The 24,453-nt window shown below is 63.6% G+C and carries 20 protein-coding genes and 2 pseudogenes; 5 read left to right on the forward strand and 17 right to left on the reverse strand.

The genetic code is table 11. The features are described from left to right. The 16 genes and pseudogenes from HT579_15540 to HT579_15615 all read right to left on the reverse strand — a co-directional run bounded on the left by HT579_15540 (position 1) and on the right by HT579_15615 (position 16,329). Positions 1-561, reverse strand: coding sequence for a DUF2857 domain-containing protein (locus tag HT579_15540; GenBank protein ID QKS30212.1), 561 nt, complete (start codon positions 559-561; stop codon positions 1-3). A 13-nt stretch (positions 562-574) separates the two neighbouring features. Continuing rightward, complete coding sequence (locus HT579_15545) at positions 575-2,254, reverse strand: ParB family protein (GenBank protein QKS30213.1); 1,680 nt, start codon at positions 2,252-2,254, stop codon at positions 575-577. Beyond that, a complete protein-coding gene (locus tag HT579_15550) occupies positions 2,247-2,513 on the reverse strand; it encodes a hypothetical protein (GenBank protein ID QKS30214.1) in 267 nt (88 codons plus the stop codon). The genes HT579_15545 and HT579_15550 overlap by 8 nt, the downstream gene beginning before the upstream one ends. Continuing rightward, positions 2,497-3,375, reverse strand: a complete 879-nt coding sequence (locus HT579_15555; protein QKS30215.1) for a ParA family protein — start codon at positions 3,373-3,375, stop codon at positions 2,497-2,499. Before HT579_15555 ends, HT579_15550 begins: the two co-directional genes overlap by 17 nt. Positions 3,376-3,415: 40 nt before the next feature. Then, positions 3,416-3,634, reverse strand: coding sequence for an AlpA family phage regulatory protein (locus HT579_15560; GenBank protein ID QKS30216.1), 219 nt, complete (start codon positions 3,632-3,634; stop codon positions 3,416-3,418). A gap of 125 nt (positions 3,635-3,759) precedes the next feature. Beyond that, a complete protein-coding gene (locus tag HT579_15565; GenBank protein QKS31664.1) occupies positions 3,760-4,518 on the reverse strand; it encodes an ATP-binding protein in 759 nt (252 codons plus the stop codon). 562 nt (positions 4,519-5,080) lie between these two features. Continuing rightward, entirely contained in the window at positions 5,081-5,977 is an 897-nt protein-coding gene (locus tag HT579_15570; protein QKS30217.1) for a LysR family transcriptional regulator, read from the reverse strand. 193 nt (positions 5,978-6,170) lie between these two features. After that, positions 6,171-7,412, reverse strand: coding sequence for a TolC family protein (locus HT579_15575; protein QKS30218.1), 1,242 nt, complete (start codon positions 7,410-7,412; stop codon positions 6,171-6,173). Next, a complete protein-coding gene (locus tag HT579_15580; protein ID QKS30219.1) occupies positions 7,409-7,711 on the reverse strand; it encodes a DUF3240 family protein in 303 nt (100 codons plus the stop codon). The genes HT579_15575 and HT579_15580 overlap by 4 nt, the downstream gene beginning before the upstream one ends. Further along, positions 7,704-10,796, reverse strand: coding sequence for an efflux RND transporter permease subunit (locus HT579_15585; GenBank protein ID QKS30220.1), 3,093 nt, complete (start codon positions 10,794-10,796; stop codon positions 7,704-7,706). The genes HT579_15580 and HT579_15585 overlap by 8 nt, the downstream gene beginning before the upstream one ends. Position 10,797: 1 nt before the next feature. Next, positions 10,798-11,922 (reverse strand): efflux RND transporter periplasmic adaptor subunit, encoded by a 1,125-nt coding sequence (locus HT579_15590; GenBank protein ID QKS30221.1) that lies wholly within the window; start codon positions 11,920-11,922, stop codon positions 10,798-10,800. A 75-nt stretch (positions 11,923-11,997) separates the two neighbouring features. Continuing rightward, positions 11,998-12,429, reverse strand: a complete 432-nt coding sequence (locus HT579_15595) for a hypothetical protein (protein ID QKS30222.1) — start codon at positions 12,427-12,429, stop codon at positions 11,998-12,000. A 65-nt stretch (positions 12,430-12,494) separates the two neighbouring features. Beyond that, complete coding sequence (cadA, locus tag HT579_15600; protein QKS30223.1) at positions 12,495-14,366, reverse strand: cadmium-translocating P-type ATPase; 1,872 nt, start codon at positions 14,364-14,366, stop codon at positions 12,495-12,497. Then, positions 14,363-15,688 carry an MFS transporter gene (locus tag HT579_15605; protein QKS30224.1) on the reverse strand — a complete coding sequence of 442 codons (1,326 nt, stop codon included), beginning with the start codon at positions 15,686-15,688 and terminating at the stop codon, positions 14,363-14,365. The genes cadA and HT579_15605 overlap by 4 nt, the downstream gene beginning before the upstream one ends. A 59-nt stretch (positions 15,689-15,747) precedes the next feature. Next, a complete protein-coding gene (locus tag HT579_15610; protein ID QKS30225.1) occupies positions 15,748-16,032 on the reverse strand; it encodes a metal-sensing transcriptional repressor in 285 nt (94 codons plus the stop codon). Positions 16,033-16,106: 74 nt separating this feature from the next. Then, positions 16,107-16,329 (reverse strand): annotated as a pseudogene (locus HT579_15615) (hypothetical protein). Here HT579_15615 and HT579_15620 point away from each other — a divergent pair. Then, a pseudogene (locus HT579_15620) lies at positions 16,273-17,562 on the forward strand (heavy metal translocating P-type ATPase). The pseudogenes HT579_15615 and HT579_15620 overlap by 57 nt on opposite strands. 195 nt (positions 17,563-17,757) lie before the next feature. Here HT579_15620 and HT579_15625 read toward each other — a convergent pair. Continuing rightward, the gene (locus HT579_15625; protein QKS30226.1) at positions 17,758-18,036 is read right to left on the reverse strand and encodes a metal/formaldehyde-sensitive transcriptional repressor; all 279 of its coding nucleotides are present in this window, start codon (positions 18,034-18,036) and stop codon (positions 17,758-17,760) included. A gap of 124 nt (positions 18,037-18,160) precedes the next feature. Between HT579_15625 and HT579_15630 the strand changes: the two genes are divergently transcribed. From HT579_15630 to HT579_15645, 4 genes are all read left to right on the forward strand, one after another. Further along, entirely contained in the window at positions 18,161-19,069 is a 909-nt protein-coding gene (locus tag HT579_15630; GenBank protein QKS30227.1) for a LysR family transcriptional regulator, read from the forward strand. A 635-nt stretch (positions 19,070-19,704) separates the two neighbouring features. Next, the gene (locus HT579_15635; protein ID QKS30228.1) at positions 19,705-20,484 is read left to right on the forward strand and encodes a sigma-70 family RNA polymerase sigma factor; all 780 of its coding nucleotides are present in this window, start codon (positions 19,705-19,707) and stop codon (positions 20,482-20,484) included. Next, complete coding sequence (locus HT579_15640; protein QKS30229.1) at positions 20,481-21,047, forward strand: hypothetical protein; 567 nt, start codon at positions 20,481-20,483, stop codon at positions 21,045-21,047. The genes HT579_15635 and HT579_15640 overlap by 4 nt, the downstream gene beginning before the upstream one ends. 2 nt (positions 21,048-21,049) lie before the next feature. Continuing rightward, the gene (locus HT579_15645) at positions 21,050-24,433 is read left to right on the forward strand and encodes a UvrD-helicase domain-containing protein (GenBank protein QKS30230.1); all 3,384 of its coding nucleotides are present in this window, start codon (positions 21,050-21,052) and stop codon (positions 24,431-24,433) included. The last annotated feature ends 20 nt before the right edge of the window (positions 24,434-24,453 follow it).

A 24,453-nucleotide genomic window follows, 5' to 3' on the forward strand; every position in this document is an offset into this window, starting at 1 on the left:
CTACACCAGCCCCTGGTCGATCCAGTTGCGTATCGCCGACCAGATCACCGACATCGGCAAGGTCAAGGTCTCGGCCAGGTCCATGGTCAGCGCCAGCATCGCCATCTCGTCGTCCAGCGCGATGCTGCGCTCCGTGACGCCGGCCTTCCATCGCTTCCATAGGGCCGTGTCCTGCGCCTCGTCCAGCACCGGATGCCGTCCCTTGCGCTTGGGCAGGCCGAGGATGTCGCGGCGAAGGGCGACCTCCTGGTGCGTCAGGCCGTAGAAGCGGCTGACCATCTCCGTGCTGGCACCCAGGCGCAGCATGCGGTCGACCGTGGCGATCTCGCGCTCCACGTCGTGCACCTGGCTCAGCAATCGCTTGAGCACCTCGCGGTTGACCGACACCGAGCACCACGAGACGGTGGCATTGACCAGCATGCTCACGAGTTCGGGATGCTTGAGCGCATCCAGTTCTTCCTCGCCGAAGCCCATGGCCTTGCAGCGTCGCAGTTGCCCGTTGCGCAGGTCGTGCAGCGCCTGCGCGATCACGGCCTGGTTGAGCGGGTGCGGTGCGGACATGCGTGGTCTCCGCTCAGGCGCCGCGGCCGGGGTCGCTGGAGGCCGCGCCGGTCTCCAGATCCAGAAGCCGACGCGCCAGGCGCAGCAGCCGGAACAGTTTGACCAGCCCGGCATCGCTCAGGCGCGGGTAGGCACCGCCGCCATACAGCAAGGGCGCCAGGTCATCGGCTAGCCGGGCGCGATCGAGCCCGGCTGCGGCACGCGCGGCGCACAGCGCCTGCAGCAGCGTCAGCACCGCGCGAGCGAATGGCGGCATGGCGCGCGCGGCCGGCGGCGCGACGCAGGCGAAGCCGATGCCGCCGTCGCTAGGCTCGACCTGATCGGCCACGCCGGCTTCCTCGGCGACCTCGCGCGCGAACTGCGCGATGTGTACGCGCAGCCGATCCGGTACGTCCAGGCCGGGCTCGATGTACCAGACATCCGAGATGGGGTAGAGCCCGCCCGCCTGCACGGGAATGGCGCGCAGCGCGTCGGCCTCGAAGTCGGGCAGCTTGTCGCCCATCTGGTCGGCGACCATGCGCTGGATGGATTGCAGGCGCTCGGTGGTCGGCGCCGGCGACACGATGTGGCCCTGTAGGCGTTCACCGCGCTGGCAGCCGTCCCGCTGATCGCCTTCGGCGTCAACCCTCGATGCAGTCGCGCCTGCGCCCGTCGGCGCGGACGAACCGGACTCCGACGCCTGCACCGAAGGGGTAGCCGGCGACGATGGCGGCGACGAAGACCGCTGCGGCTCGGGCGCAGGTGCGGCCGATGCGGCTGATGGTGCAGGTCTCGCCGCTGGCGGTGCCGGGTCGCTGGTCAGCGCACGCTGTCGGCTCTCCGTGTCGTCGATCTCCAGAGCCAGCGTGTCGTAGTCCGCTTCCAGCAGCTCGGCCATCTGGCCGACCAGCTCGTCCTGCACCCGCTGCGGCGAGAAGTTGTCGGGCTGCGTGTCGAACTGCGCGAGCACGTCCTGGAACAGCGTGGCGAAGTCCACCGACAGGTTGCGGCTCAGCGCACGCCGCTCCCAGGTGCGCTCGCAGGCCTTGCGCAGCACCGCGAGCCGTTCGACCTGGTGGCGGCCGAGCCCGCCGTACAGCAGGTTCGGGATCGCCGGCAGCAGGTAGTGCACGGCGTCCTGCATGCGGCTGATGTGCGACTGCGGCAGCGGAAACCCATCGGCCGTGAGGCGTCGCGCCAGCTCGCTCTGCGACAGCGCCTGGCCGTTCTCCTGCTCGTAGAACTCGCGCGCCTTCTCCACGCCCAAGGCCCGCTCGATGAAGCTCAGCCCGCCGCGCAGCTCGTTCTCGGCCAGGTGGCCGGTGAGCATCACCACCTCGCCGCGCTGCGGCCACGGGCGGAACAGGCAGGGGATGCGGAAGAAGCGTTCGTCCTTGGTTTCGCTCCACAGCTCACGCAGGATCGCCAGGCGGGTATTACCGCCGTTGCGGATGATGTAGTGCGGCTCACCGGGCCGGCGTGTGATCGCGGGCGGTGCGTCCAATCCGCGCTCGCGGATCGAAGCTTTGATGTCCTCGTAGGCTGGGTTGCGCGTCACGCGCGGGTCGTGGTCATACGGGCGCAACTGGTCCAGCGTCACGACCATCGGCGTGTCGGCGATGGGATCGGTCAGGGCCGCAGCCGTTGGGCTGGTGCGCTCGAAGCCGGAGGCCAGCAGTTTGGCGGCCATGTCTTGCTGGGTCAGGTCAGCCACGGCCGTCCTCCCCAGGCATCGGCTCGTCGGCAATGCCGTCCCGAGCTTGCCGGTCGGCGCGTCGAAGCTGCGCGCGCGCGTTGAGGCCGGCTCGGTGATCGCTCGCGGTTGACCTGGTGTAGATCGAAGCGCAGCCCGACTTCGTGAACTTGAGGTGTCCGCCGGGCGTGCGCACCACGTGCCAGCCTTCACCTAGCGCGAACTCGATGAGGGCGCGCAGGCGTTTGCGGCCTCTCGCCAGTTCATGCGCGTTCGCCATCGCCCGCGCTCCCTGCTGTGCCTGCCGCGTCGGCGCGACCGCTGACTTGGGCGAAGCGGTCCTGCCACTGCGGGAACAGTTCGCCGGCCAGCGCGCGCATAGTGGCCAGCGCCGCAGGGGCGTTACGGCCCGTGGGCTGTCGGTACTCCACTCGATGCACCGGCAAGCCTCTGGTCGCGGCGCGTGGATAGGCTTCAATCGCCGGCACGTCGGTGTCGAGGACGCGCACGCCGGCCTGGCCCTGGAACACCTGCCGCAGCGCCTGTTGAATCAGCCGCGCGTTCGACGACACCGGATGCACGCGGTTGATGAGCAGATTCAATGGCGGTGGCTCGATACCGAGGTGCCGGTACGGCGCGATGTCCTCGATGAGCTGCAAGGTGCCGCGGCGCAGTTCGCGCGCTGCGAGGATTTCCGGCGTGACCGGCGACAGCGCCATATCCGAGGCCAGCACTGCCATCTCCAGGAGCACACTGCGCGCGCCCTGCGTGTCGATCAGCACCAGGTCGTAGCTCGGCGCCAGCGCAGGCAGCAGATGGCGCAATCGCAAGCGGCCATCGGGCGCATGCAGCAGCAGCGTGTTCAGCTCGCCGCGGTCGTCATTGGAGAGCACCAGATGCAGGCGCGCAATGGCGGTATGGGACACCAGTTGCTCGGCGCGGTGCTCGTTGACCGTCAGCATCTCGTAGATGCCGGCGGGTGCACGAACGGCCAGTGTGAAGTAGCTCGACAGTGTGGGCTGCACGTCTAGGTCTAGCAGCAGCACGCGCAGCCCGGCGTCGGCGGCGAAGCCGCCTAGATTGGCGGCCGTCGTGGTCTTGCCCACGCCACCCTTGGTCGAAATGATCGAAACCACCTGCATGGGCTTCTCCTTGTTCAATGGCATGAGGGGAGAAGCCGCGTCAGGCGCGATCGTTGCGGCGGTCAGCGATCCACTGTTCGATTTCCACAGAATCCCAGCCGACCGCGCGCACACCCAGGCGCATGGCCTTGGGGAATTTGCCTTCCTTCATCAGGCTGTAGATGTGGGCGCGCTTGAATCCGGTCTTGGCCTCGACTTCGGCGCGGCGCATGATGCGGTGTTCAGGCGCCAAGGCCGGCGCGGTGGTCTGCGAAGACATGGTAGGCACTCCTAGACGCTCGATGGCGCTGTTCAGAAAATGCCTTGCATTCCATACGCCGCAGCCGCGGAATTCACTGCAACAGCAGAACTCGCCACTGCAATTGCAGTAAGTGCGCTGTGGGGTTAGCGCGATGCCTCCAAGTGGCGGCGAGCCTGGGCGAGCTTGCTCCACAGCGTGCGCTCGCTGATGCCGGGCCGTCCTTCATGGTGGGCCAACAACGCACTGACCACGGCGTCCATGTTCTGGAAGGATGAATAGGACTTGCCCGCGGGTGACTTGCCTAACAGCAAAGTCAGCAGACCGCCGATGATGTTCAGATATGTTGATTCGCTGCGCAGTCCAAGCTCACGTTCGCCGCCGCTCTCGGCTATGCGGACGGCGTGCTCCTTCGCCAACGCTTCATACTGAGCCCGCAATGCCGCATGCAGTTGTACGAGTTCTGCGAGCTGCACTTTGGACGCTTCGCGATCGGCCAGCAGCACGTTCAGCGTTGCCAGGTTCACCGCCGGATGCAGCTCGCGCTCGATCTCGTCGAACAGGAACTGCGGCCGCTCGCCGGGGTAGTAGTACGACATCCATGCCCTCAGATCGACGTGACGCACGATCAAGTCAGGGTCATCGAGTGCCAGTCGCTGCGATTCATGTGCGATGCCAGCCTTGCCGAAGGGCAGTTCATCGTGCGCCAGCGCATCGAAGATGCGCTCCGCGAACAGCCGCAGCATCGGCCAGCGCGGGAAGTCGCTCATATCGGGAATAGCGCGCGAGCCTAGCGCTTCCAGGATCCGCAACTCAAAACGCAAGAGGCCCGCCCAACGGATCGCCACCTCGATCGGTCGGTAATACGTCTTGGTGCCAAATGCAAGGCAGCTCGATTTCGGCATATCGCGCGCTTCCCATCGTCGGATTGAACTCCGGCAGACGCGCGCCCCCATGGGTGCGGCGATCGCCCAAGAAATCCGGATGAAGCGCGGGGCCTTCATCGTTGGAGAGGATGTTGCCCGTCGGTGATACAGCCGATCAAAATTGGTCGATCACACCTTGCGACGCGCCGTAGTCCTCCGCCATAATGCCCCGTGGAAATACTCCGTTACCTGGAGAAACAGCCTGAAAGGTCGTGCGCCTCCATGCATCAACAGAGCACGAGTGGCCTGCGCTCTACCCGGAAACCTTCGACAAAGTTTTTGCCCGAAGTCATCGAGGGGTAAAGAGCCAATGTGTCACTGCTCCGAGCCGATTTGCAGCCGGCAGGTGCACATGCCTTCCGTGTCACCTCACTGATTTTTCTGGCAGCGAATGGTGAGTCACGCATCAGCAACAGATTGGCATATTTGGCTGTTCACAAAGAGCAGGTGCGCAGCCGCTTGCCGCGATGCAATTTGGGTCAGACGTAAGACCGAAAAAGAATCACGCCCTCCGATAGGCGGTCATTAAACCGACCGTCTATCAGGCGCCTGACGGTGGCGCCGCACGCTGAGCACGGTCGATGAATTGCCTCAGTGCGTCCCTCATCTCTCCTTCTAGCCGCAGCAGATAGGTGGTCAGAGATGCCACCCGATCGGCCAGCGGTCGAGCCACCACGTCGGCATGCTGGCAATCAGCAACGTGTGCAGCGCTCGAAAAGCCGATTCCGTAGCCCGCGGCCACCAGCGCCAACATCAGGCCATGAGTAGTGACATATTCAGCCACTATCGGCCGAGCCTCGACTGATCGGAACAGCCGTTCGCGCTGTCGGCTGCAGCCTTCGCAAACCTGTGGATCGCACAGCACCAGCGGATAGCTCACCACTTCTTCCAGGGGCACCTCCTTGAAGACCAGTAGCGGATGTCGCGCAGGAAGAGCGACCACCAACGGGTCTTCCCACAACGGTGCCGCAACAATCCCAGCGTCCACGTCATCGATCATCGCAAGGCCGGCATCGAACAGGTCCGTGCTCAGTCCATGCACCAATTGAGCGAGTGGCACCTCTGACAGCCGGATGTTCACTTGCGGAGCTTCCTGTCGGCACAGTGCGAGCAACGTCGACAGTCGAACCCGTCCGATGTCGCCCGCCAGCGCAATGCGCAGCGTGTCCTGATACCCCTCGGCCGCCGCGCGTGCTCTGGCTTCGGCGTGCTCGACGGCCAGTATGACGCGGCGGGCATCCTGCAGAAAGGCGCGCCCGGCCCAGGTTAGGCTGGCACCGCGCGGCGTGCGCTGGAGCAGGGTCACTCCCAAGTCGGCCTCCAGCTTGCGGATCGTGCGGGATAGGGGTGATTGCTCGATATGCAGGCGCTTCGCCGCGCGGCCGAAGTGCAACTCCTCGGCCACTGCAATGAAGGCCCGGATGTGACGCAGGTCCATGTTCTCTCCGTCATGAGGCCGCTGCTTGCAGCACGAAGGACCAACATGAATGCGCTCCTGAACGGTCTTACGGTTCCACCTTGCATTTCACGCTTCCGGTTTCAGGGCCGGGATTGAATTCCCGGCAGGTCCACTTCAAGCCACTTAAAGCAGCTTGATCGTTCAAGATGGCACGCGGCGCAGCGGCGCAGCCTTACTCATCGGCTAACCCCCAAATCAAATGGGCATCGACCAGCAGTCGATTGCGCGCCTTCAACGCTTCGATGCGGGATGAAAGCGATGCGCCGACAGCATCAACGGATTGCCGACGTAGCAGCAGCAGCGATTGCAGATCCCCCTCGCCGAGGGCATAGCCACGCTGGCCGAGCCTGGCGTTCTCGCGGGCCATCTGTGCGGACTGCTCGGCCAACCTCCATCGCCGCAGTGCAGTGCGGGCATCGTTGATGGTTTCCGCAATCGCCAGGTCGACTTCCTTGCGCTGGCGCTCCAGTTCAGCCCGCGTCACGTCTACCTGCTTGAGCGCCTCTTGCATGGTCTCCCTGCGATAGGTCCCTCCGAGCGGGATGCTCACGCTGACACCGACGATGCGTTCACTGCGACGAGCCTCCGAGGCCGTGTAAATGCCAACCGTGGGATCAGGAATCCGATCGGCCCGTGCCCGATCGGCCGTCAGTTCGGCCCGCTTCAGCGATTCCTGCATGATCCGCAGCGTTTCGCTCTCGGCCAGGACCCGTTCGCGCCACTGCACCTCCTCCATGTCTAGTTCCACGGGCTCGCTTAAGGACCGCGGCTCCATCACCAGGGACGGAAAACGTGCGCGCAGGCGAAGGATCGCCTTGGCCTCCTGTGCCTGCACGGCATCGAACTGTCGGCGCGCTTCGGCTGCGTCCGCTTGCGCAGCGTTGAGATCCAGAAGCGACGCATCGCCGGCCTTGCGGCGCCCGGCGACTGCTGACGCGCTCGATTCGGCGAAGCCGAGTTGCTCTTTGGCCAGTTCTCGCGCTTGGATAGTTGCCAGCCAGTCGATCCACAAGTCAGCCAATGCACGCGCCGCTTCATGCCGCGCTTGCGCCAACTCGACACGAGCTATCCGCTCGGTAGCGTCGCCCAGGCCTTGGTCGAGTTCGGCTTTGCCGCCAATTCGGATCGGCCGCTCGATCCTGGCGGTCCATTCGTTGGAATTGCCACCTGTGTCGTAGCGGCGTCTCTGGCCGTCGACTCCTACAGACCACTCGTAGGGTGATGCAGCGATCCTGCGCCCCGCATGGCCTGCTGCTTCCAGCGCATACCGGGCTTTCACCACGGAAGGCTCCTGCTCGATGGCCGCACGTGCAAGTTCGGCAGGAGGTAGGTCGGACGGAGTGGCGGGCTGCGCAACCACCTGCAGCGGCAGCACCAGCGCCCACCCCAAGGTCATCATGATCCAAGACTTCATGCAATCTCTCCATCGATCGACAACGGTGTTGCCCAGTAACGCAATCCGGTGCCGGCAAAACGTTCTCGCAGCAGTTGCAGGAGTTGCTCCTGCCGTTCCTCGGTGACCAGGATCTGCACCCGGACCGCGTGGCTGCGCCCCATCACTTTTTCCTCTTCCGACAGCCGCCCGTGGGTTGTGCCGTGGCTGAACGCCGGCGTGCTGACGAAGAGTTCATCACCTGCGACTTCGAGCAGCAGGTCGAGCAGCTTCTCCTCAATCTGCGGATCAAGAATCAAGGTCAAGCAGGACTTAGGCATGACTCACCTCCGGGGCCGCCGACGGCTTGGCGTGTGCGAATCTCAGGTAAAGGATGGGCAGTAGGATCAGCGTCAGGGCGGTGGCCGTGATCAGTCCGCCGATGACAACGATGGCCAACGGGCGCTGGATTTCCGAGCCTGGGCCGGTGGCGAACAACAGTGGTATCAACCCGAAAGCGGTGATCGATGCGGTCATCAGCACCGGCCGCAAGCGCCTTCTCGCGCCCTGGGTGACGCACTCGACGAGCGGCAGGCCTTCGGCATGCAACTGATTGAAGTAACTCACCAGCACCACGCCGTTGAGCACGGCGATGCCCAGCAGGGCAATGAAACCCACCGAGGCCGGCACGGACAGGTACTCGCCCGTCAACCACAGCCCCATGATGCCGCCCACCAGCGCGAAGGGAACATTGCTCAGCACCAGCAGGGCTTGGCGCACCGAGCCAAAGGTGGAGAACAGGATCACGAAGATGAAGCCCAGCGACAACGGCACCACCAGTGCCAAGCGCGCGGCCGCGCGCTGCTGGTTCTCGAACTGCCCACCCCAGGCAATGCGGTAGCCGGTGGGTAGCTGCACCGACTGCGCGATCTTGGCCTTGGCCTCTTCGACGAAGCCCACCAGATCGCGCCCGGTGACGTTGGCGATCACCACGCCATAGCGGCTGCCCATCTCGCGGTCGATCTTCACTGGGCCGCTTTCGCGCTCCAGCCTGGCAAGCTGATCCAGCGCCACGCTCTGTCCGCCAGGCGTGGTGATGTGGAGCGCCGCGAATTCTGCCGGTGACACCTTCACGCCGTCCGGCCCGCGTACCACGATCGGGATGCGCCGGTTGCCGTCGATCACCGTGCCGGCGCGCATACCCTCGATCTGCACACGCAGGGCGTCCTGCACCTCCTCAACCGACAGACCGTAGCGTCCTGCGGCCAGCCGATCGACCACCACACGCAGGTACTGCACGCCATCGTTCTCGACGGTGTAGACGTCCTGGTTGCCGGGCACTTCCTTGACCAGCTTTTCGACCTGGGCGGCGAGGTCATTGAGCGTTTTCAAGTCCGGCCCGAAGATCTTGATCGCCACGTCGCCGCGCACGCCGATGATCATCTCGGACACGCGCATGTCGATCGGCTGCGTGAAGCTGTAGACCACGCCCGGCAACTGGTCGAGCACGCCGCGAATCTTGTCTTCCAGCGCCGGCTTGCCGCCTGCGGGCCATTCGCTGCGTGGCTTGAGCACGAGGAAGGTGTCGGTCTGGTTCAGGCTCATGGGGTCCAGGCCGATCTCGTCGGCGCCGGCTCGCGCGACGACGCCGGTGATCTCGGGCACGCCCTTCATCAACGCCTGATGAATCTTGAGGTCGAGTTCCGCCGTCTGCTCCAGGCTCACCGAGGGCAGCTTCTCGATGCCGACGATGATGTCGCCTTCGTCCATGGTCGGCATGAAGGTCTTGCCCACCAGGGTGTAGACACCCACCGCGAGCGCCAGCATGACGCCAGCCACGATGAAGACCAGCGTCTGCCGGCGCAGGGCAAAGTCCAGGATCGGCGAATACAGCCGCAGTGCCTGGCGCGGCAGCCAGGGATCGTCGTGCTGCACCTTCTTGAACAGGAAGGACGACAGCACGGGAATGACGGTCAGCGACAGGATGAGCGAACTGGCGAGCGCGAACACGATCGTCATCGCCACGGGCACGAAGAACTTGCCTTCCAGACCTTGCAGCGTCATCAAGGGAAGGAACACGACGGCGATGATCAGAATGCCGGCAGCCACGGGGGCAGCCACCTCGCGCACCGCCCGGAACACCACGTGCTGGCGCGGTAGCTTGTCCTTGCCGTCATGGGCCAGGTGCTGGACGATGTTTTCGACCACCACCACCGCACCGTCCACCAGCATGCCCAGCGCGATAGCCAGACCACCCAGGCTCATCAGGTTGGCCGACATGCCATACCAGCGCATCAGGATGAAGGTGGCCAGCGCTGACAGTGGCAGCACCGCAGCCACCGTCACCGCGGCCCGCAGGTTGCCCAGGAAGGCCCCCAGCAGCACCAGCACCAGCACGGTCGCCTCCAGCAGCGCCTTAGACACGGTGCCCACGGCCGTCTCCACGAGATTGGCGCGGTTGTAGAAGACCTTGATCTCGACGCCCTTGGGCAAGGTGGGCTTGAGTTCTTCCAGCTTCTGCGTCACGCCTTGCACAACTTTCTGTGCATTGGCGCCGGCCAACCCGAGCACCAGGCCTTCCACGGCCTCGCCCTTACCGCTTTGCGTCACCACGCCGTAGCGCGTGAGATAGCCCTCGCGCACCTGGGCAACGTCGGCAACGCGCACGCTCGCGCCGCCCTCGGCCTTGACGACGATGGCGCGCAGATCCTCCATGGTCCTGATGCTGCCTTCGCTGCGCACCAGCAGCACTTCATCGCCTTCACGCAGACGGCCAGCGCCGTCATTGCGGTTGTTTTCCTCGATGGCTTTCCGCAACTGCGTGGTGGACAGGCCCACCGCGGCGAGCTTCACTGGGTCGGGAACGATCTCGAACGTGCGCACCTTGCCGCCCAGCGCATTGACATCCGCCACGCCCGGCACCGAACGCAGGGCGGGCCGGATCACCCAGTCGAGCAAGCTACGTCGCTCCTCCAGCGACATCTCTTTGGACTCGACGGTGAACATGAACATTTCGCCGAGCGGCGTCGTGATCGGCGCCATGCCACCGCTGATGCCGCTAGGCAGATCGGCACTGATGTTGGACAGCCGTTCAGCCACTTGCTGACGTGCCCAATAGATGTCGGTGGCGTCCTCAAAATCGACCGTGATGTCGACGATGCCGTACTTGGACATCGAGCGCAGGATGCGCTGGTTGGGAATGCCCAGCATCTCGACTTCGATCGGTACGGCGATGCGAGTTTCGATCTCCTCGGGCGTCATGCCCGGGGCCTTCATGATGATCTTGACCTGCGTGCTCGCTACGTCGGGAAACGCATCGATCGGCAGGTTGCGGAAGGCATACCAGCCCGCACCGGCCAACAAGGCGCCGGCCAGCAGGACGAACAAGCGCTGCGCGAGCGCGAATTGAACGAGACGGGTCAGCATGTCATTCACCCTTCTCGCCGCCGCCCTTGCCGAGCCAGGCTGCTTTCAGGCCGATCACGGACGTGATGGCGATCTCCTGGCCGGGGCGCAGCGCGCCCTTTATGCGCAGGGCCTGGCCGGCGCTGTCCAGTACCTCCACCGGCGTGGCCACGAAGCCCTTGTCGGTGCGCACAAAGACATAGGCTTTGCCGTCCTGTCGCGCCACGGCGGCGACCGGCACCGGCCAGCCTTCGCCGCCACCGGCAAAGGCCACTTGGGCCTGCACGAACTCGCCCGGCCGCAGCAACGCCGCCCCGCGCGTGACCTGCGCGCGCAGCACGATGGTCTGGTTGTCGCTGACCGTGCTGCCCAGGCTTGCGGTGACGGCGCTCGCATCCCGACCTACGATGCCCACTTGACCGCCGCGTGCCGTCACCTGCGACTGACGCTCCACCGGCAATTGAATGTCGAGCCACAGCTTGCCGGTGTCGGCAACCCGCACCAAGGGATCGGAGGGTGCTACGCGCTGGCCGGGCTTGATGCTCAGCTCGGTCACGATGCCCCCGGCGCGTGCCCGGATGACTAGCGCATCCTGCATGGCGCTGCCTTCAGCAACGCGGCGTATGGATGCGGCATCCAATCCGGCCAGCCGCAAGGCGGCCTCAGCCTGTCGCACGCGGGCTTGCTCCTCGGCGGCGGCGTTCTGTGCGTCCTGCGCCCGGCGCTCGGGCACGATACCTTCGGATGCCAGTTGCTTCTCTCGTTGCAGGGTTCGTTGCGCCAAGCGGTTGCGTGAGGCCGCTTCCATCAGCTTGAGCTGCTGCTCGCCCAATTCCGGGCTGGCCAAGCGGAGCAAGGCCTGCCCCGGCTTGACGGCTTCGTTCTGACCGATCAGCAATTGATCGACCACGCCGGCCAGCGGCGCGCTGACGACGTATTCCTGCGAGGGAGGCAGCACGACGCGGGCTGGATAGGTCATGCCCGGAATGGATGCAGGCTTGTCCAGGCGCTGTAGCTGTACGCCCAGGGCCTGCATCTGCGCGGTGGAAACGGCGAACTCGTCGGCAGCCAAGGCCGTCGACGAGAGAGAGAACGCGATTGCGGAAGCGCAGAGCGTGCGCGTCCAAAGTGAAGATTGGTAAGACATAAATACTCCGCGGAAATGCCAGCCCGCCGCCGCAACCGGCGAGCAGGCCCTTGACTGGTCAATGGGGAACTGACGTCAAGCGCGGAGTGGGGGCGCTCTTACCTGTGGACGGACTACGCCTGTGGAGTACAGGGGTGCCGCCTGGCGGGGCCAATCGTCAGGCTGCCGGCGAATATCGACCGACGGTGCTGCCACTGCCATGAGCAGCGCAACGAAGGCTGCATGCTGCTGGTCGCCATCGGACTTCTCGGACGAAGCGACGAACGTCCTGCCCTCAACGCGAAGTGCGAGGACCGAATGGCCGCCGCCGATTCCCGAACAATCCTCGATATGCCGAGCGTCTACGGTGTGCCCGTCATGCACCTCGGCGTTGTGCGCATGCACGTCGGCGAGGGCCAGACCATCGACACCGAAGTCATGGTGATGCGCATGCAACGGTGCTCCTACCTGATCGACCACCAGCAGCAACACCAGGACCAGTCGCGCCATCCATGCGAATGTGCGCACGACAGCGTTCGCTGGCGTAGCGTGCACCGTGGCTGTCGGGGATGGAGGCTGCTGGATTGTCATCGTCACGTACCAGCGATCTTCACCCGCAACAGCTTCACGGAATTCAGGAACACCAGGACGTCAGGGCCGAGGTGGATGAAGGCGGCCTGAATCGGTCCGATCCATCCCAGCAACGCGGCGGTGATTCCCAGCACATGCACGACACCGACACCAACCCACAGGTTCTCCTGGATGGTGCGGTAGGAGCGGCGTGCAATGCTGCGTGCAGCCACGATCTTGCTCAGGTCGTCGGTCATCAACGCGATGTCTGCGGCCTCAAGGGCTGCTTGGGCACCGCCGCCGCCCATGGCGATGCCGACATCTGCGCTCGCCAGTGCGGGCGCGTCGTTGACGCCATCGCCGACCATGGCGACCTTGAGCCCTTGCTTCTGAAGTTCTGAGATCGCGACGACCTTGCCCTCCGGCATCAGGTCGGCTTTAACGTCATCTACTCCGAGTTCGCCCGCGATCGCGTTGGCCGTTGCGGCGTTGTCTCCTGTCAACATGACGACACGCTTGACGCCGCTTTCCTTGAGCGAGGCAATCGCCGCACGCGCTCCCTGCCTCAACGTGTCCGCAATGAAGATGACACCGACAAGCTTGCCGTCTACCGCCACATGCACCGGGGTGCGGCCGGACTCTGCGACAGGTTGGTCGATCGTCACCCCGGCTTCAAGCAGCAGCGCCGGATTGCCCACCAGTACGATCTTGCCGTCGACGGTCGCCTTGACGCCGCGTGCCTGCAACTGTTCAAAAGTCTGTGGCTCCGGTACCTGAATGCTTCGGCGCGTCGCACCCTCGAAAACAGCTTTGGCCAGCGGATGCGCAGAGCGTCGGTCTGCCGCAGCCGCAAGGCGCAGAAGATCGTCCTCATTGAGGGTCGGGTCAAAGGACTGAACCTGTACGACCTCCGGCTTATTCGCGGTCAGCGTGCCGGTCTTATCAAAGACCACCGCGTCGGCCTTCGCCAGCAGCTCCAGATAGAGGCCGCCCTTGATCAGAATGCCGCTCCGCGCGGCGCGGGCGATTGCGGCAATCATGACGAGCGGTGTCGCCAAGCCAAGCTCTGCCGGCGATGTGAAGATCAACAGCGTCACCACCTTCGAGACATCGCGCGTGACGAGGAATACGCCGACCAGAAAGATCAGAACGACCGGGATCAGCCAGCTCGCCACCTTGTCCGCCAGCTTCTGTACTGGTGCTCTTTCGGACTCGGCGCTCTCGACCAAGGCAATGATGCGGGAAAAGATCGTGTCGCCGCCGACCCTATCCGTGCGCACGTCGATCGCACCGGATTCGACGATTGTTCCGGCGAAGACTTGCGTGCCCTCGGTTTTGTCCTGGGGCACGCTTTCGCCAGTGATCGGCGCCTGATTCACTGCAGCGCTGCCGCCGACCACCACGCCGTCAACCGGAATCTTCTCGCCGGTACGCACGAGAACGACTTGCCCGGCCTTGACCGCGGTGATGGGCACTGTGCGCTCCGTGCCATCCTCGCGGACCAGTGCCGTCTGCGGCACAGCGCCGATCAGTTCCTTGATGGATGCCCGCGCGCGATCAGTGTTCAACTCGGCGATGAACTCGGCAATGAGGATGATGACCATCAACACAGCGCCGGCAACCGTTTCGCCGCCGAACACCGCGACGAGCGTTGCAATCGTGACGAAGATTTCGGTACCGATTTTTCGTTCGGTGAACAGATCAATCAGCCCGGTCTTGACTAGCGGGTAAAGGCCGATGCCGACCGCTGCCCACAGGACGTAGAGCGGGACAAGCTGCCGCCAATAGAGCAGTGCGACGGCTCCCGTCAACACGATGCGCCCGACCTCGATCCAGCGCTCCCGCGTCATGAGCCCGAGGACGCTACTCTTAGATGTATCAGCTAGGTGGTTCATCGTTCTAAGCCCGGCCAGCGTGGGTGCAAGTCGTCCACCACATAGGGGTGGGTATGGCGCAGTCCTGCGGTCCTTGGCTCGGTGCCATCCGCGTGCGCGTGACCTGGCGGTAGGTCATGGTGCTCATGCTCAAGCACTTCCGGGTCATCGGCCGGCCATAGCTTGAGGGTCAGTACAAGCGCGACGATCGCTGCCGCACAGTGCACTGCGAAGGCCCAGGGAAGCCCCGCTCTTGCCCCAAGCCACCCGGCCAATGGATAGAACACCAGCCAGCAGGCATGTGATAGCGCGAACTGCGCCGCGTACACCGACGGTCTATCTTCTGGATGCGCAGAGCGGCGCAGCAACCGACCCGAAGGCGTCTGAGCAGCGGAGTATCCAAGGCCGAGCACGAACCACAACGGCAGCAGGCCATTCATTCCCTGAACGATCGACCCAAGGGCCAGGCCCAGCACCAGCACGGCTAAACCTGCGAGCATCACTGGCCGATCGGGTAAGCGCTCCAGTGCCCGGGGCAAGGCCAGCGCTGCCACCATGGACCCTGCACCGAATGTCGCCAAGGCCAATGCGACCTGGGTTTGGCTCAAGCTCCAAGCGGACTGCACCAGCACCACGGTGTTCACGAAGACCATGGCACCGGCCGCTGCTACGCCGGCCTGCACGGCCCATAGTCCCCGCAACCGGGGAGTCGCGAGGTAGATGCGCAGGCCGCGCGTCGTGCGGTCGTAGATGCCGCGATGCTCGCTCGCCTTGGGGCTCGGCAGCACGACTGAAACCACAAGCGCGGCGGACGCAAGAAAGCCGACGACTGTGCCGGCGAACAAGTTGTGAAAGCTGACGACCGTTAGAAGCGCCGCCGCCAGCATCGGGCTCACGAGGCTTTCCAGGTCGTAGGCCAAGCGCGAAAGCGAGAGCGCCTGGGTGTATTCCTTCTCATCGGGCAGTACGTCGGGGATCGTCGCCTGGAAGGTGGGCGTGAAGGCCGCCGACGCCGCTTGCAGTACGAAGATCAGGACATAGACCTGCCACGCCTGCGAAACGAAAGGCAGCAGTAGCGCAACGGCAGCACGTACCAGATCCAGACAGACCAGCATCGTGCGGCGAGGGAATCGGTCAGCCAGCGCAGTTGCGACCGGCGCCACACCGACGTAGGCCACCATCTTGATCGCGAATGCGGTGCCGAGCACCGTTCCCGCATCCGCGCCGGCCAACTGGTATGCCAGCAGCCCGAGCGCCACCGTCGCCAATCCCGTACCGACGAGCGCGATCACCTGTGCGAGAAACAGGTGTCGGTACGTGCGGTTGGCAAGAATCTGCAGCATGGCGTCAGACGCTCGCGGTTCCCTGGTGAATCAGTTCGGCAAGAGACGGCATAGAAGGCTCACAGGTATCGGGTGATCTCTTTGAACTCGGCCATGGACTCGCGTTGATCGCGCGCCAAGGGGCCAACCACATCCTCCAGGCAGTGATCAAGGTGGTCCTGAATGAGCGTCTTCTTCGCCTGCTGAATCGCCTTCTCCACCGCCTGTAGCTGCTGTGCGATGTCGAGGCAGGAGCGGCCTTGCTCGATCATTTCCACGATGCTGTTCAGATGACCTCCGGCGCGGCGCAGCCGCTTAACGATCGCGGGATGTGACTGATGTGTATCGGAGTGATGTGTGTGCATAACCGAGCGCCTTGATCCTATGCCCCTGGAGGGGATATCTTACAGGGTTTAGTCCCCTTGGTGTTGCACTGCCCTTAGCCGTCAGCCAGCACCCACGAGGCCGGCAACTCATCCGCCTCGTTGCAGCCGTAGGCGATCTCGTTGCGCACGAAGTCGTACACCGCACCGATCCGCTGATGCAGTGAAGGCGCGCCACCCGCGCCCGGCGACAAGCTTTTCAATAGCCGGGTGCTGGAAGTCTTCGAGTTCGAGGTCACGGCTTCGGCGTCGAATTCGACGCTTGCGCGCATCATCCATGCTGTCGAGGAAGCGCAGGCGACGCGCGCGCCGACGCAGGGCTTCGTCGACCGCTTCGCGGCGGTCTACACGCCGGCGATCTTCATGATCGCGCTGACGGTTGCGCTGCTCGGCCCGTGGCTGCTCGGCTGGAGCTTGATGCAGGCCATCTACAAGGCGCTGGTGCTGCTGGTCATCGCCTGCCCCTGCGCGCTGGTGATCTCGACGCCGGTGACCATCGTCAGCGGCCTGGCGGCGGCCGCCCGTCGCGGCATCCTGGTCAAGGGCGGCATCTACCTCGAAGAGGCGCGCAAGCTGAAGGCGATCGCGCTTGACAAGACGGGCACGATCACCGAGGGCAAGCCGCGGCTGGTGGATTGGGCCGTCGTCGATCTGGAAACCGAGGCGGCGCAGGCCGAACACGTCGCCGTGGTGCTGGCCAGCCACTCCGACCATCCGGTCTCGCGCGCGATTGCTGCCGGCCTGAAGCCCAACGGTGTCGAGGCGCGGGACTTCAGGGCGCTGGCCGGGCGTGGTGTGCAGGCCGAGGTCGGTGGCGTGACCTATGTGCTCGGCAACCACCGCCTGATCGAAGAACGTGGGCAGTGCTCGCCGGCGCTGGAGCAGCGGCTGAAGCAGCATGAGGAGATGGGCCGCACCGTCACGCTGCTGGCCAGGCCGGAGAGGGTCCTCGCGCTGTTCGCAGTCGCCGACACCATCAAGCCCTCCTCGCGCGAGGCCGTCGCGTCGCTCCAGGCGCTGGGCATCACCCCGGTCATGCTGACCGGCGACAACCAGGCCACCGCCACGGCTGTCGCGCTGGAGGCCGGCATCGCGCAGGCACGCGGCGACTTGTTGCCCGAGCACAAGCTCGAAGCGATCAAGACGTTGCAGCGCGATCTAGGACCAACCGCGATGACCGGGGACGGCATCAACGACGCGCCCGCTCTCGCGCAAGCCGACATCGGCGTGGCAATGGGCGCGGCCGGCACCGATACCGCGATGGAAGCAGCCGATGTCGTCGTGATGAACGATGATCTGCGGCGCATCGCCGAAACGGTAAAACTGTCGCGTTCGACCCATGCAGTGCTGTGGCAGAACATCACGCTGGCACTCGGCATCAAGGCCGTCTTCCTTGTGCTCGCCGTCTTTGGAAACGCAACGATGTGGATGGCGGTCTTCGCCGACATGGGGGCCAGCCTGTTGGTGGTGCTCAACGGACTGCGGTTGCTGGGCAAAGCGCAGAAAGCCTGAACGGTCGCGGCAGCGTGCTGCGGCTCAACAACTGCATTCGTCCGCTGAGCGATAGCCACCCTACGGTCATGGCACTCGGCCTACTGTCGATGGCGCTCTGCGGTGGCAACCAGGACAGGTCCCCATCCACTCGCTCGTGATGCGCGATCGTCGATGATCCTCCCAAGAGGTCTGCGCCCATAGGCGGCATCGGATTCACTTCATATAGCTGCGCAGAATTGCGATCAGTTCCGCAGCGCCTTGCTCGCGCGTACCGTCTCCGGGGTCCTGCGGATTGGCGATGTGCGAGTTGATGTGCCCCTCCATGACTTCGCGCATCAAGCCCGTCAGCGCGCCGCGTGCCGCAACGATCTGATGCAGGACCTCGGCAGATCTCTTTTCGGCTTCCAGAGCACGCTCGATCCCCTCTAGCTGTCCGCGGATGCGACGCACACGAGCGAGGAGCTTTGGCTTCTCCCTGACTGTGTGATTCATGATAGATGTTCATCTTTGTTTAGGATAGGGGGGTATCGTATATTGACTTCATCCTTGGAACAAGAATGGGGCGGACGTGTTGGGCGGGTCGGCCACACCAAAACAACGCGAAAAGGAGGCCGCTATGGAGTTCAGGTTGTTGCGCTACTTCATCGCCGTAGCGGAGGAGTTGCACTTGGCCCGAGCGGCCGAACGTTTAGGCATCGAGCAGTCGCCGGTGTCGCGTGCGATGCGCGACCTCGAACGTTTGCTTGACGTGCAGTTGTTCGACCGCAGCACGCGCCAAACGCGCCTGACCTGGGCTGGCAAAGTGCTGTTGGGCGAAGCCCGGCGCGTGCTCGCAACGGTCGATCATGCGGTACAGGCGACCAAGAGCGCGGCCCAAGGCTATCAGGGCACATTGCGCATCGGCATCTGCGACAGCCTGGCCCAGCCGCGCATCGCGTTGCTGTTGGCCCGTAGCCGCGAGGAAGAGCCAGAGTTGGGCATCCGCGTCTTTGAGTTGCCGTTCTCGCAGCAGCTCAAAGGCCTGCACAACGACCTGCTCGACATCGGCTTTGCGCTATCGGATGGAGTCAACGACGGGCTGGTGGCCGAGCCGGCTTGGAGCGATCCGCTGTCGGTGATTGTGCCGGCGCGCCATCCGCTGCTTGCTCATGTCCAAGTCAAGTTGCAGGATGCCTTGAAGTTCCCGTTGGTGCTGTGCCACCCGGATGCAGGTTCGGGCTGTCACAGCCAAATCCAGGCGGTGCTGGATGGAGCAGCCGTAACACCCAAGGTAGCCGACCACGTGACGAGCCTGGGCGTGATGTTGACACTGGTGGGCGCAGGCTATGGCATTGGTTTCGCGATCGGTTCGCAGGTGCAGACTTGGCAGCGCCCGGACATCGCAATCCGGCCGCTGGCCGGCACGGCGCCGACGCTGACCACGTTCCTGCTGCGCCGCCAGGGAGAGCCGTCCGAGCCGATGAAGCGCTTCATCAGTCGCGTGAAGGCGATTGGCGGGGCACCAGGCGGTGAGACTGGCGCTTGAACGCGAGCCGCCAGAACCTGAGCTTTGGTGGCTGTTGCTGATCGTCCCCAGACGGCGACGGAAGCAATGCGTTGACGAGCACGATTGACTGGTACAATATGTGGTCTTTTCCCGTGCGGTGAATGGGAAAATCCAGTTGTCAATCAACGGGTTGGATGCTTGGGATTGTTCCCATCGCCCGCTCCACTTCAACTTTCCAAGGACTTCCACCGAAATCCAAGGAGTGTTGCAGGTCGCTGAATCGGTTAAGTTTTTAGCCTCTTCTCGATCCAGTGACATCCAGCGAAATCCAACTCCAAACATCCAACTTCACGCCGGCTCACGGCGACCACTTTCAGGTTGGCCGCGACATGCTCTCTTGTGTTTCAGCAAACCTGCCCAGCGCTTAGACCTGTGGCAGATGCTGTCAGACTGAAATAGAAGCAAGCACATCGAGGACTGCGGTGCTCGATTCCCGGTCAAGCGGATGGCTGCACGTATCGAGGATCGTCCGAGCAACAGCAGTCGGGTCAAGGTCATCGGACGGAATTCCGGTATTTGCCTGAACGCGCGAAGCCTCAAACTAAACACCTGCTGTTACACTTGATTACAACTATCAAAGCAGGCCCACCGGCGCACAAGACAGAGGAATATCCGTGTCACGCTCCCTCCGCAAACTCAAGCTCGACGGGATGCCGTATTTCAGGCGAGACGTGGTCGAATCCGAGATTCAAGATCTCGCTGACGTCAGTGCATCAGAACTTGAGCGTCGCGCTGGCCTGTGGTCGAGTAGGGAACCCGGATTCATCTCCCCCGAAGCGCTGCTGTACTTCGTGCGCAACGCGGCCCCAGGCGCTTACCGAGAGAAGCTGACCGAGAAACTTCTTGGTCGCGTGGCCAGCCGAGTTGGGCCTATCACCAATTCGGGCGGCGATACCGTCTCTCTGACTGGGTTGAACATCCGAGAGGAAGTCGTTGACCACTTCGTCGACCTGCTGCTCAGCGACCGGAACGAGTATGACGAGCGCCTCGACTACTATGAGGTCAACTTCAACGCAGCCATCGCGGCAGATCGCCACGATGCGAACGTTCGCCACTGGAAGCTTGAGAACCGGAACGATGAGCTGGAGAGCGAGGACGGCGAAGTTACTGCCCAGGTGGAATCCGCCGTCGGCAGCTACGACCCGTTCGAATCCGACGAATTTGACAAGAAAGATTACCGGCTCCTACTAGACGACGCGATTGACAGGCTGCCTGAACTTCAAAGGAGAATCGTCGTGATGTGGCGCCAAGATATTCCCATCGAGTCCAATGACCCCTCGATCGAGTCCATCAGCAAAGTGCTGGGAAAGTCGGAAAAGACCATCCGCACGCATCGAGACAAGGCCTTTGCATCGCTGAAGCGATTCCTTGAGCGAAAGGGGATGGTGCGATGACTCAGCATCCTCAACTCTCGGCAGACGACGTTCTGAGAGCGTTCGCCATGGACTTCCAGCCAGGAACTGGTGTTCTGCAGCGATACCTCGCCGAGTACCCTGAGCATTCCGTGGCCCTGATAGACCTCTCCATGGAATTGACTCGGGAGTTTGATGACAACATTCCTCCTGGTGCCGCCGAGTTTGACCTTGTGGCCGCAGGTATGGCGCGCCTCCGGAAGGACGCTGCAACGCTGCAGTCCCTGGAAGCTGCCCCAGCTAAGGTATTCACCGAAGCCATCAGTGCGCTGGCCTTGCCAATGCAAGTTGGCCTGGCGTTCCGAGAGCGCCGGATCGAGGTCGCGACCTTGCCCCATCGCATGGCCGCGAAGATGGCCGAGGCGCTGAAAACATCGACCGAGACGCTGCTCTCCTATCTCGCGCTTCCTGCCGTAGCCCCCATGGCTCGCGCAAGGAAATCGGCCGTCAAGCCAGTAGCGCCTGAGAAGGTGTCGTTCGAGAGGGTCTTGCAGGACGCTGGTGTCGACGAACAGAGCATTTCAAGTCTACTCCGCGAGGAGTAGCCATGGACCCGATAGAGCTGGCTCGGCAGCACGCGCGGCGGCTGCACGATGAGGCCGTCCAGCGCGGGCGCAATCCATGGTCTCCGTACGAGTTTGCCGTTGGTATAGCAAGCGATCTCGGGATCACCGTCGAGACCTGTGCTCCCAGTGCCGCACTTCTCGATGGCGGAAGAGCCTCCTTCGACCCGGACGTTCCGCTCATAATCCACGAAGCCAACGGGTCGCCGTTCGACCAGGCGTTTCTGGTGGCGCACGAAATCGGGCATGCTGAACTGGGCGATGGAGAGGAGGAACCCGAGCAAGCGACAAACATCGACCCGGCTCGTACCTCGGAAGCGGCACCCGTCGGCATGGACCGCGTAGTGGACTACAGCCGGCGTCAGCGGAGAGAGGTCCAGATGGATCTTTTTGCGCGGGAGCTTCTCCTCCCACGACACGTCGCGGTAGACCTGCACGTGGCCCAAGGCCAGACGTGCTCCGCCGTAGCTGCGCGCCTAGGCGCCCCGTTCGAGGCTATTGCCCAGCAGATGCTGGACGCCCTGTTGCTTCCCGCCTTTCCGGTAGCTGCAGCTACAGAGCTGATCGAAGTCCCGCTAAACCTAAAGCAGCAAACCGCCGCGGCCCACCGTGGCGCCGCATTCCTGCTCCAGGCCGGGCCGGGCACTGGCAAGACGCGCACGCTGGTGGCTCGCGTCGAGAGCTTACTTGACGATGGCGTTGACCCCAGGCGCATCCTCCTCCTTACTTTCTCAAACAAGGCTGCAGGCGAGATGGCCGAGCGGATCGCTCGGAAACGCCCTCAACAGGCGGCTGCGCTGTGCATCGGCACGTTCCACAGCTTTGGCTTAGACATCCTCAGACGATTCAGCGAAAGGTGCGAATTGCCGACGGACCCTCGGCTGATGGACCGTACTGAGGCTGTTGAACTACTCGAAATCGAGTTCCCGCGGCTCGGCCTGACGCACTATAGAAACCTTTACGACCCATCGCAGACTGCTGCCGACATCTTGACCGCAGTCTCCCGAGCTAAGGACGAGGTCGTTGGTCCTCAGGCCTATCTCGCCCTGGCTCAGACGATGCGCGCGGCCGCGACCGACCCTGCTGCTATCGAAGCTGCTGAAAAGGCTGAAGAGGTCGCAGGGGTCTACGCGCGCTACGAGGAACTCAAAGCCGCCTCAGGGTGCGTCGACTTCGGCGACCTAGTCATGCGGCCGGTGCTCCTCCTCGAGAGCGATGAAGCGGTGAGGGCCCAGATCCAGAGCGACTACGACCACGTACTGGTAGACGAGTACCAGGACGTGAACCGAAGCAGTGTCCGGCTCCTCACGGCCCTGAAGCCTACCGGAGAGAACCTGTGGGTGGTTGGGGACGCCAAGCAGTCCATCTATCGCTTCCGGGGCGCTTCGTCTTTCAACATGGCGCGCTTCGGCCACGAGGACTTCCCCGATGGTGTTCGAGACAGCCTAGACATCAACTACCGCTCCACGACAGAGATCGTTAGCGCCTTCTCCAACTTCGCAGCCAGCATGAGTGCCGCTGACGGGCCCACGTCCCTCGTGGCCGATCGGGGCTCCGGCGGCGCGCATCCGGAGGTCATCACCGTTGCTGATGGTTGGCTCGTTACTTCGGTGCTAGTCGACAGCATTGAGCGGTTCCGCGCAGCGGGCTTTCGGTATCGCGATCAAGCAGTTCTGTGCAGGGGCAACGATAGGCTGTCCGATACCGGGCAGGAGCTTGAGCGTGCCGGCGTGCCCGTCCTATTTTTGGGCAGTCTTTTCGAGCGCACCGAGATAAAGGATCTTGTCGCTGTCCTCTCGCTCCTCGTGGACAGGCGCGCCATGGGTCTGATTCGCACCGCCTGCTGGCCCGAATTCGCTATGGCGCTTGAGGACGCTGTACGCATATTTGAACGCCTTCGCGGCGCTGAAGTGCAGCCTGGTGCGTGGCGGCAAGGAGCACCAGACGTCACTCGAGCCGGGCAGGCCGCCCTGTCTGCCTTAAGTACCGCGCTCGACGGCTTCGAGGCCACGGCGCAGCCCTGGGCAGTGCTTGCAACCTTGCTGCTTGACCGAACGAGGCTGGCAGCGCGCATCGCCTCGTCGTCTAGCGTTCCTGAACAGGCCCAAGGCATCGCCATCTGGCAGTTCATGAATTTCGTGCGGGTCCAGCCCAACGGGCAGGGCCTTCCGATCCAGCGGCTGGCCGACCGCGTGCGCAGGCTGCTGCGCCTCAGGGACGACAGGGACCTTAGGCAACTGCCCGCTGCAGCCCAAGGCATCGACGCTGTTCGCCTGATGACGATCCACGGCTCCAAGGGTTTGGAATTTCCCGTGGTCCACATAGTGGGCGTGAATCAGGACTCCATCCCTGGTGCTATCCGCCCCTCTAAATGTCCGCCGCCGAACGGCATGGTCACGGGAGTGGCGGGCAGTCCGGACGAAATCGCGCGGGCCGCGCACAACGAGGAGCAGGAGTGCCTCTTCTACGTGGCGATGTCGCGGGCAAGGGACCGTGTGGCGTTCTACGGCGCCACGACGAAGTCCAACGGCACCTCGAGGCCACTGTCGAAGTTCCTTGACCGTATCGGTGCCGCCAGCCAGCGGTCGGTAACGCCAGTGACCGTCCTGCCTCCAGCCTCAGACGCTGCACGAATACCCGTGATCTTTTCGGGCGCGCCATGCTTCAGTTCCGAGGCGGTCGCGCTCTACGAGTCGTGCGGGCGGCGGTTCTTGTATACACATCTGCTGCAAGTCGGAGGGCGTCGACGGATGAGCGCCTTCATGCAGATGCACGAGGCGATCCGGGAGGTCTATCGAAAGATAGTCACCAACGGAGTTGCCTCGACTGATCAGTGTGATGCGCTTCTTGCGGAGGCCTTCGTCACCCACGGGCTTCATGACCACGGATACGTCGAGGACTACCGTGCCATGGCCTCCACGATGCTGGGCTACTTTCTGGAGTCGCGGGCCGGTGCCATGGTTGAAGTGCCCACCGCGCTGCGCATCACCTTCGACGACCACGAAGTGGAGGTCAGGCCGGACGAAATCTTGGTGCGTGATGGCATTCGAACGCTGCGCCGGGTCAAGACCGGACACGCATCAAGCCAAGAAGGTAAAGACGTCGGTGCCGCGGCGTTCGTCTTGGCAGCTCGCGCAGCTTTTCCAGATGCGATCGTGGAACTGGTGCATCTGGCTGACGCCGAAGCGAAGCCCCTAGTTTTGTCGGCCAAGGAGTTGAGTAACCGTCAGGTCAAGCTGGGCAACATCCTACGTGACATCCGCGAGGGAAACTTCCGGGTCAAGGCATCAGACGTGACGTGCCCTAACTGCCCAGCTTTCTTCGTATGTGGCGCCGTGCCTCCGGGCGCGCTTATGAAAAACTTCTGAAGAAAATTTACCGGCAACGT

Source organism: Candidatus Accumulibacter similis (genome assembly GCA_013347225.1).
GTDB classification, from domain to species: domain Bacteria; phylum Pseudomonadota; class Gammaproteobacteria; order Burkholderiales; family Rhodocyclaceae; genus Accumulibacter; species Accumulibacter similis.

What these genes read in the sequence shown, in the direction of transcription:
- HT579_15540 (QKS30212.1), bottom strand. Translation starts at nt 561, where the DNA reads ATGTCCGCACCGCACCCGCTCAACCAGGCCGTGATCGCGCAGGCGCTG.
- HT579_15550 (QKS30214.1), bottom strand. Translation starts at nt 2,513, where the DNA reads ATGGCGAACGCGCATGAACTGGCGAGAGGCCGCAAACGCCTGCGCGCC.
- HT579_15555 (QKS30215.1), bottom strand. Translation starts at nt 3,375, where the DNA reads ATGCAGGTGGTTTCGATCATTTCGACCAAGGGTGGCGTGGGCAAGACC.
- HT579_15560 (QKS30216.1), bottom strand. Translation starts at nt 3,634, where the DNA reads ATGTCTTCGCAGACCACCGCGCCGGCCTTGGCGCCTGAACACCGCATC.
- HT579_15565 (QKS31664.1), bottom strand. Translation starts at nt 4,518, where the DNA reads ATGCCGAAATCGAGCTGCCTTGCATTTGGCACCAAGACGTATTACCGA.
- HT579_15570 (QKS30217.1), bottom strand. Translation starts at nt 5,977, where the DNA reads ATGGACCTGCGTCACATCCGGGCCTTCATTGCAGTGGCCGAGGAGTTG.
- HT579_15575 (QKS30218.1), bottom strand. Translation starts at nt 7,412, where the DNA reads ATGAAGTCTTGGATCATGATGACCTTGGGGTGGGCGCTGGTGCTGCCG.
- HT579_15580 (QKS30219.1), bottom strand. Translation starts at nt 7,711, where the DNA reads ATGCCTAAGTCCTGCTTGACCTTGATTCTTGATCCGCAGATTGAGGAG.
- HT579_15585 (QKS30220.1), bottom strand. Translation starts at nt 10,796, where the DNA reads ATGCTGACCCGTCTCGTTCAATTCGCGCTCGCGCAGCGCTTGTTCGTC.
- HT579_15590 (QKS30221.1), bottom strand. Translation starts at nt 11,922, where the DNA reads ATGTCTTACCAATCTTCACTTTGGACGCGCACGCTCTGCGCTTCCGCA.
- cadA (QKS30223.1), bottom strand. Translation starts at nt 14,366, where the DNA reads ATGAACCACCTAGCTGATACATCTAAGAGTAGCGTCCTCGGGCTCATG.
- HT579_15605 (QKS30224.1), bottom strand. Translation starts at nt 15,688, where the DNA reads ATGCTGCAGATTCTTGCCAACCGCACGTACCGACACCTGTTTCTCGCA.
- HT579_15610 (QKS30225.1), bottom strand. Translation starts at nt 16,032, where the DNA reads ATGCACACACATCACTCCGATACACATCAGTCACATCCCGCGATCGTT.
- HT579_15625 (QKS30226.1), bottom strand. Translation starts at nt 18,036, where the DNA reads ATGAATCACACAGTCAGGGAGAAGCCAAAGCTCCTCGCTCGTGTGCGT.
- HT579_15630 (QKS30227.1), top strand. Translation starts at nt 18,161, where the DNA reads ATGGAGTTCAGGTTGTTGCGCTACTTCATCGCCGTAGCGGAGGAGTTG.
- HT579_15640 (QKS30229.1), top strand. Translation starts at nt 20,481, where the DNA reads ATGACTCAGCATCCTCAACTCTCGGCAGACGACGTTCTGAGAGCGTTC.
- HT579_15645 (QKS30230.1), top strand. Translation starts at nt 21,050, where the DNA reads ATGGACCCGATAGAGCTGGCTCGGCAGCACGCGCGGCGGCTGCACGAT.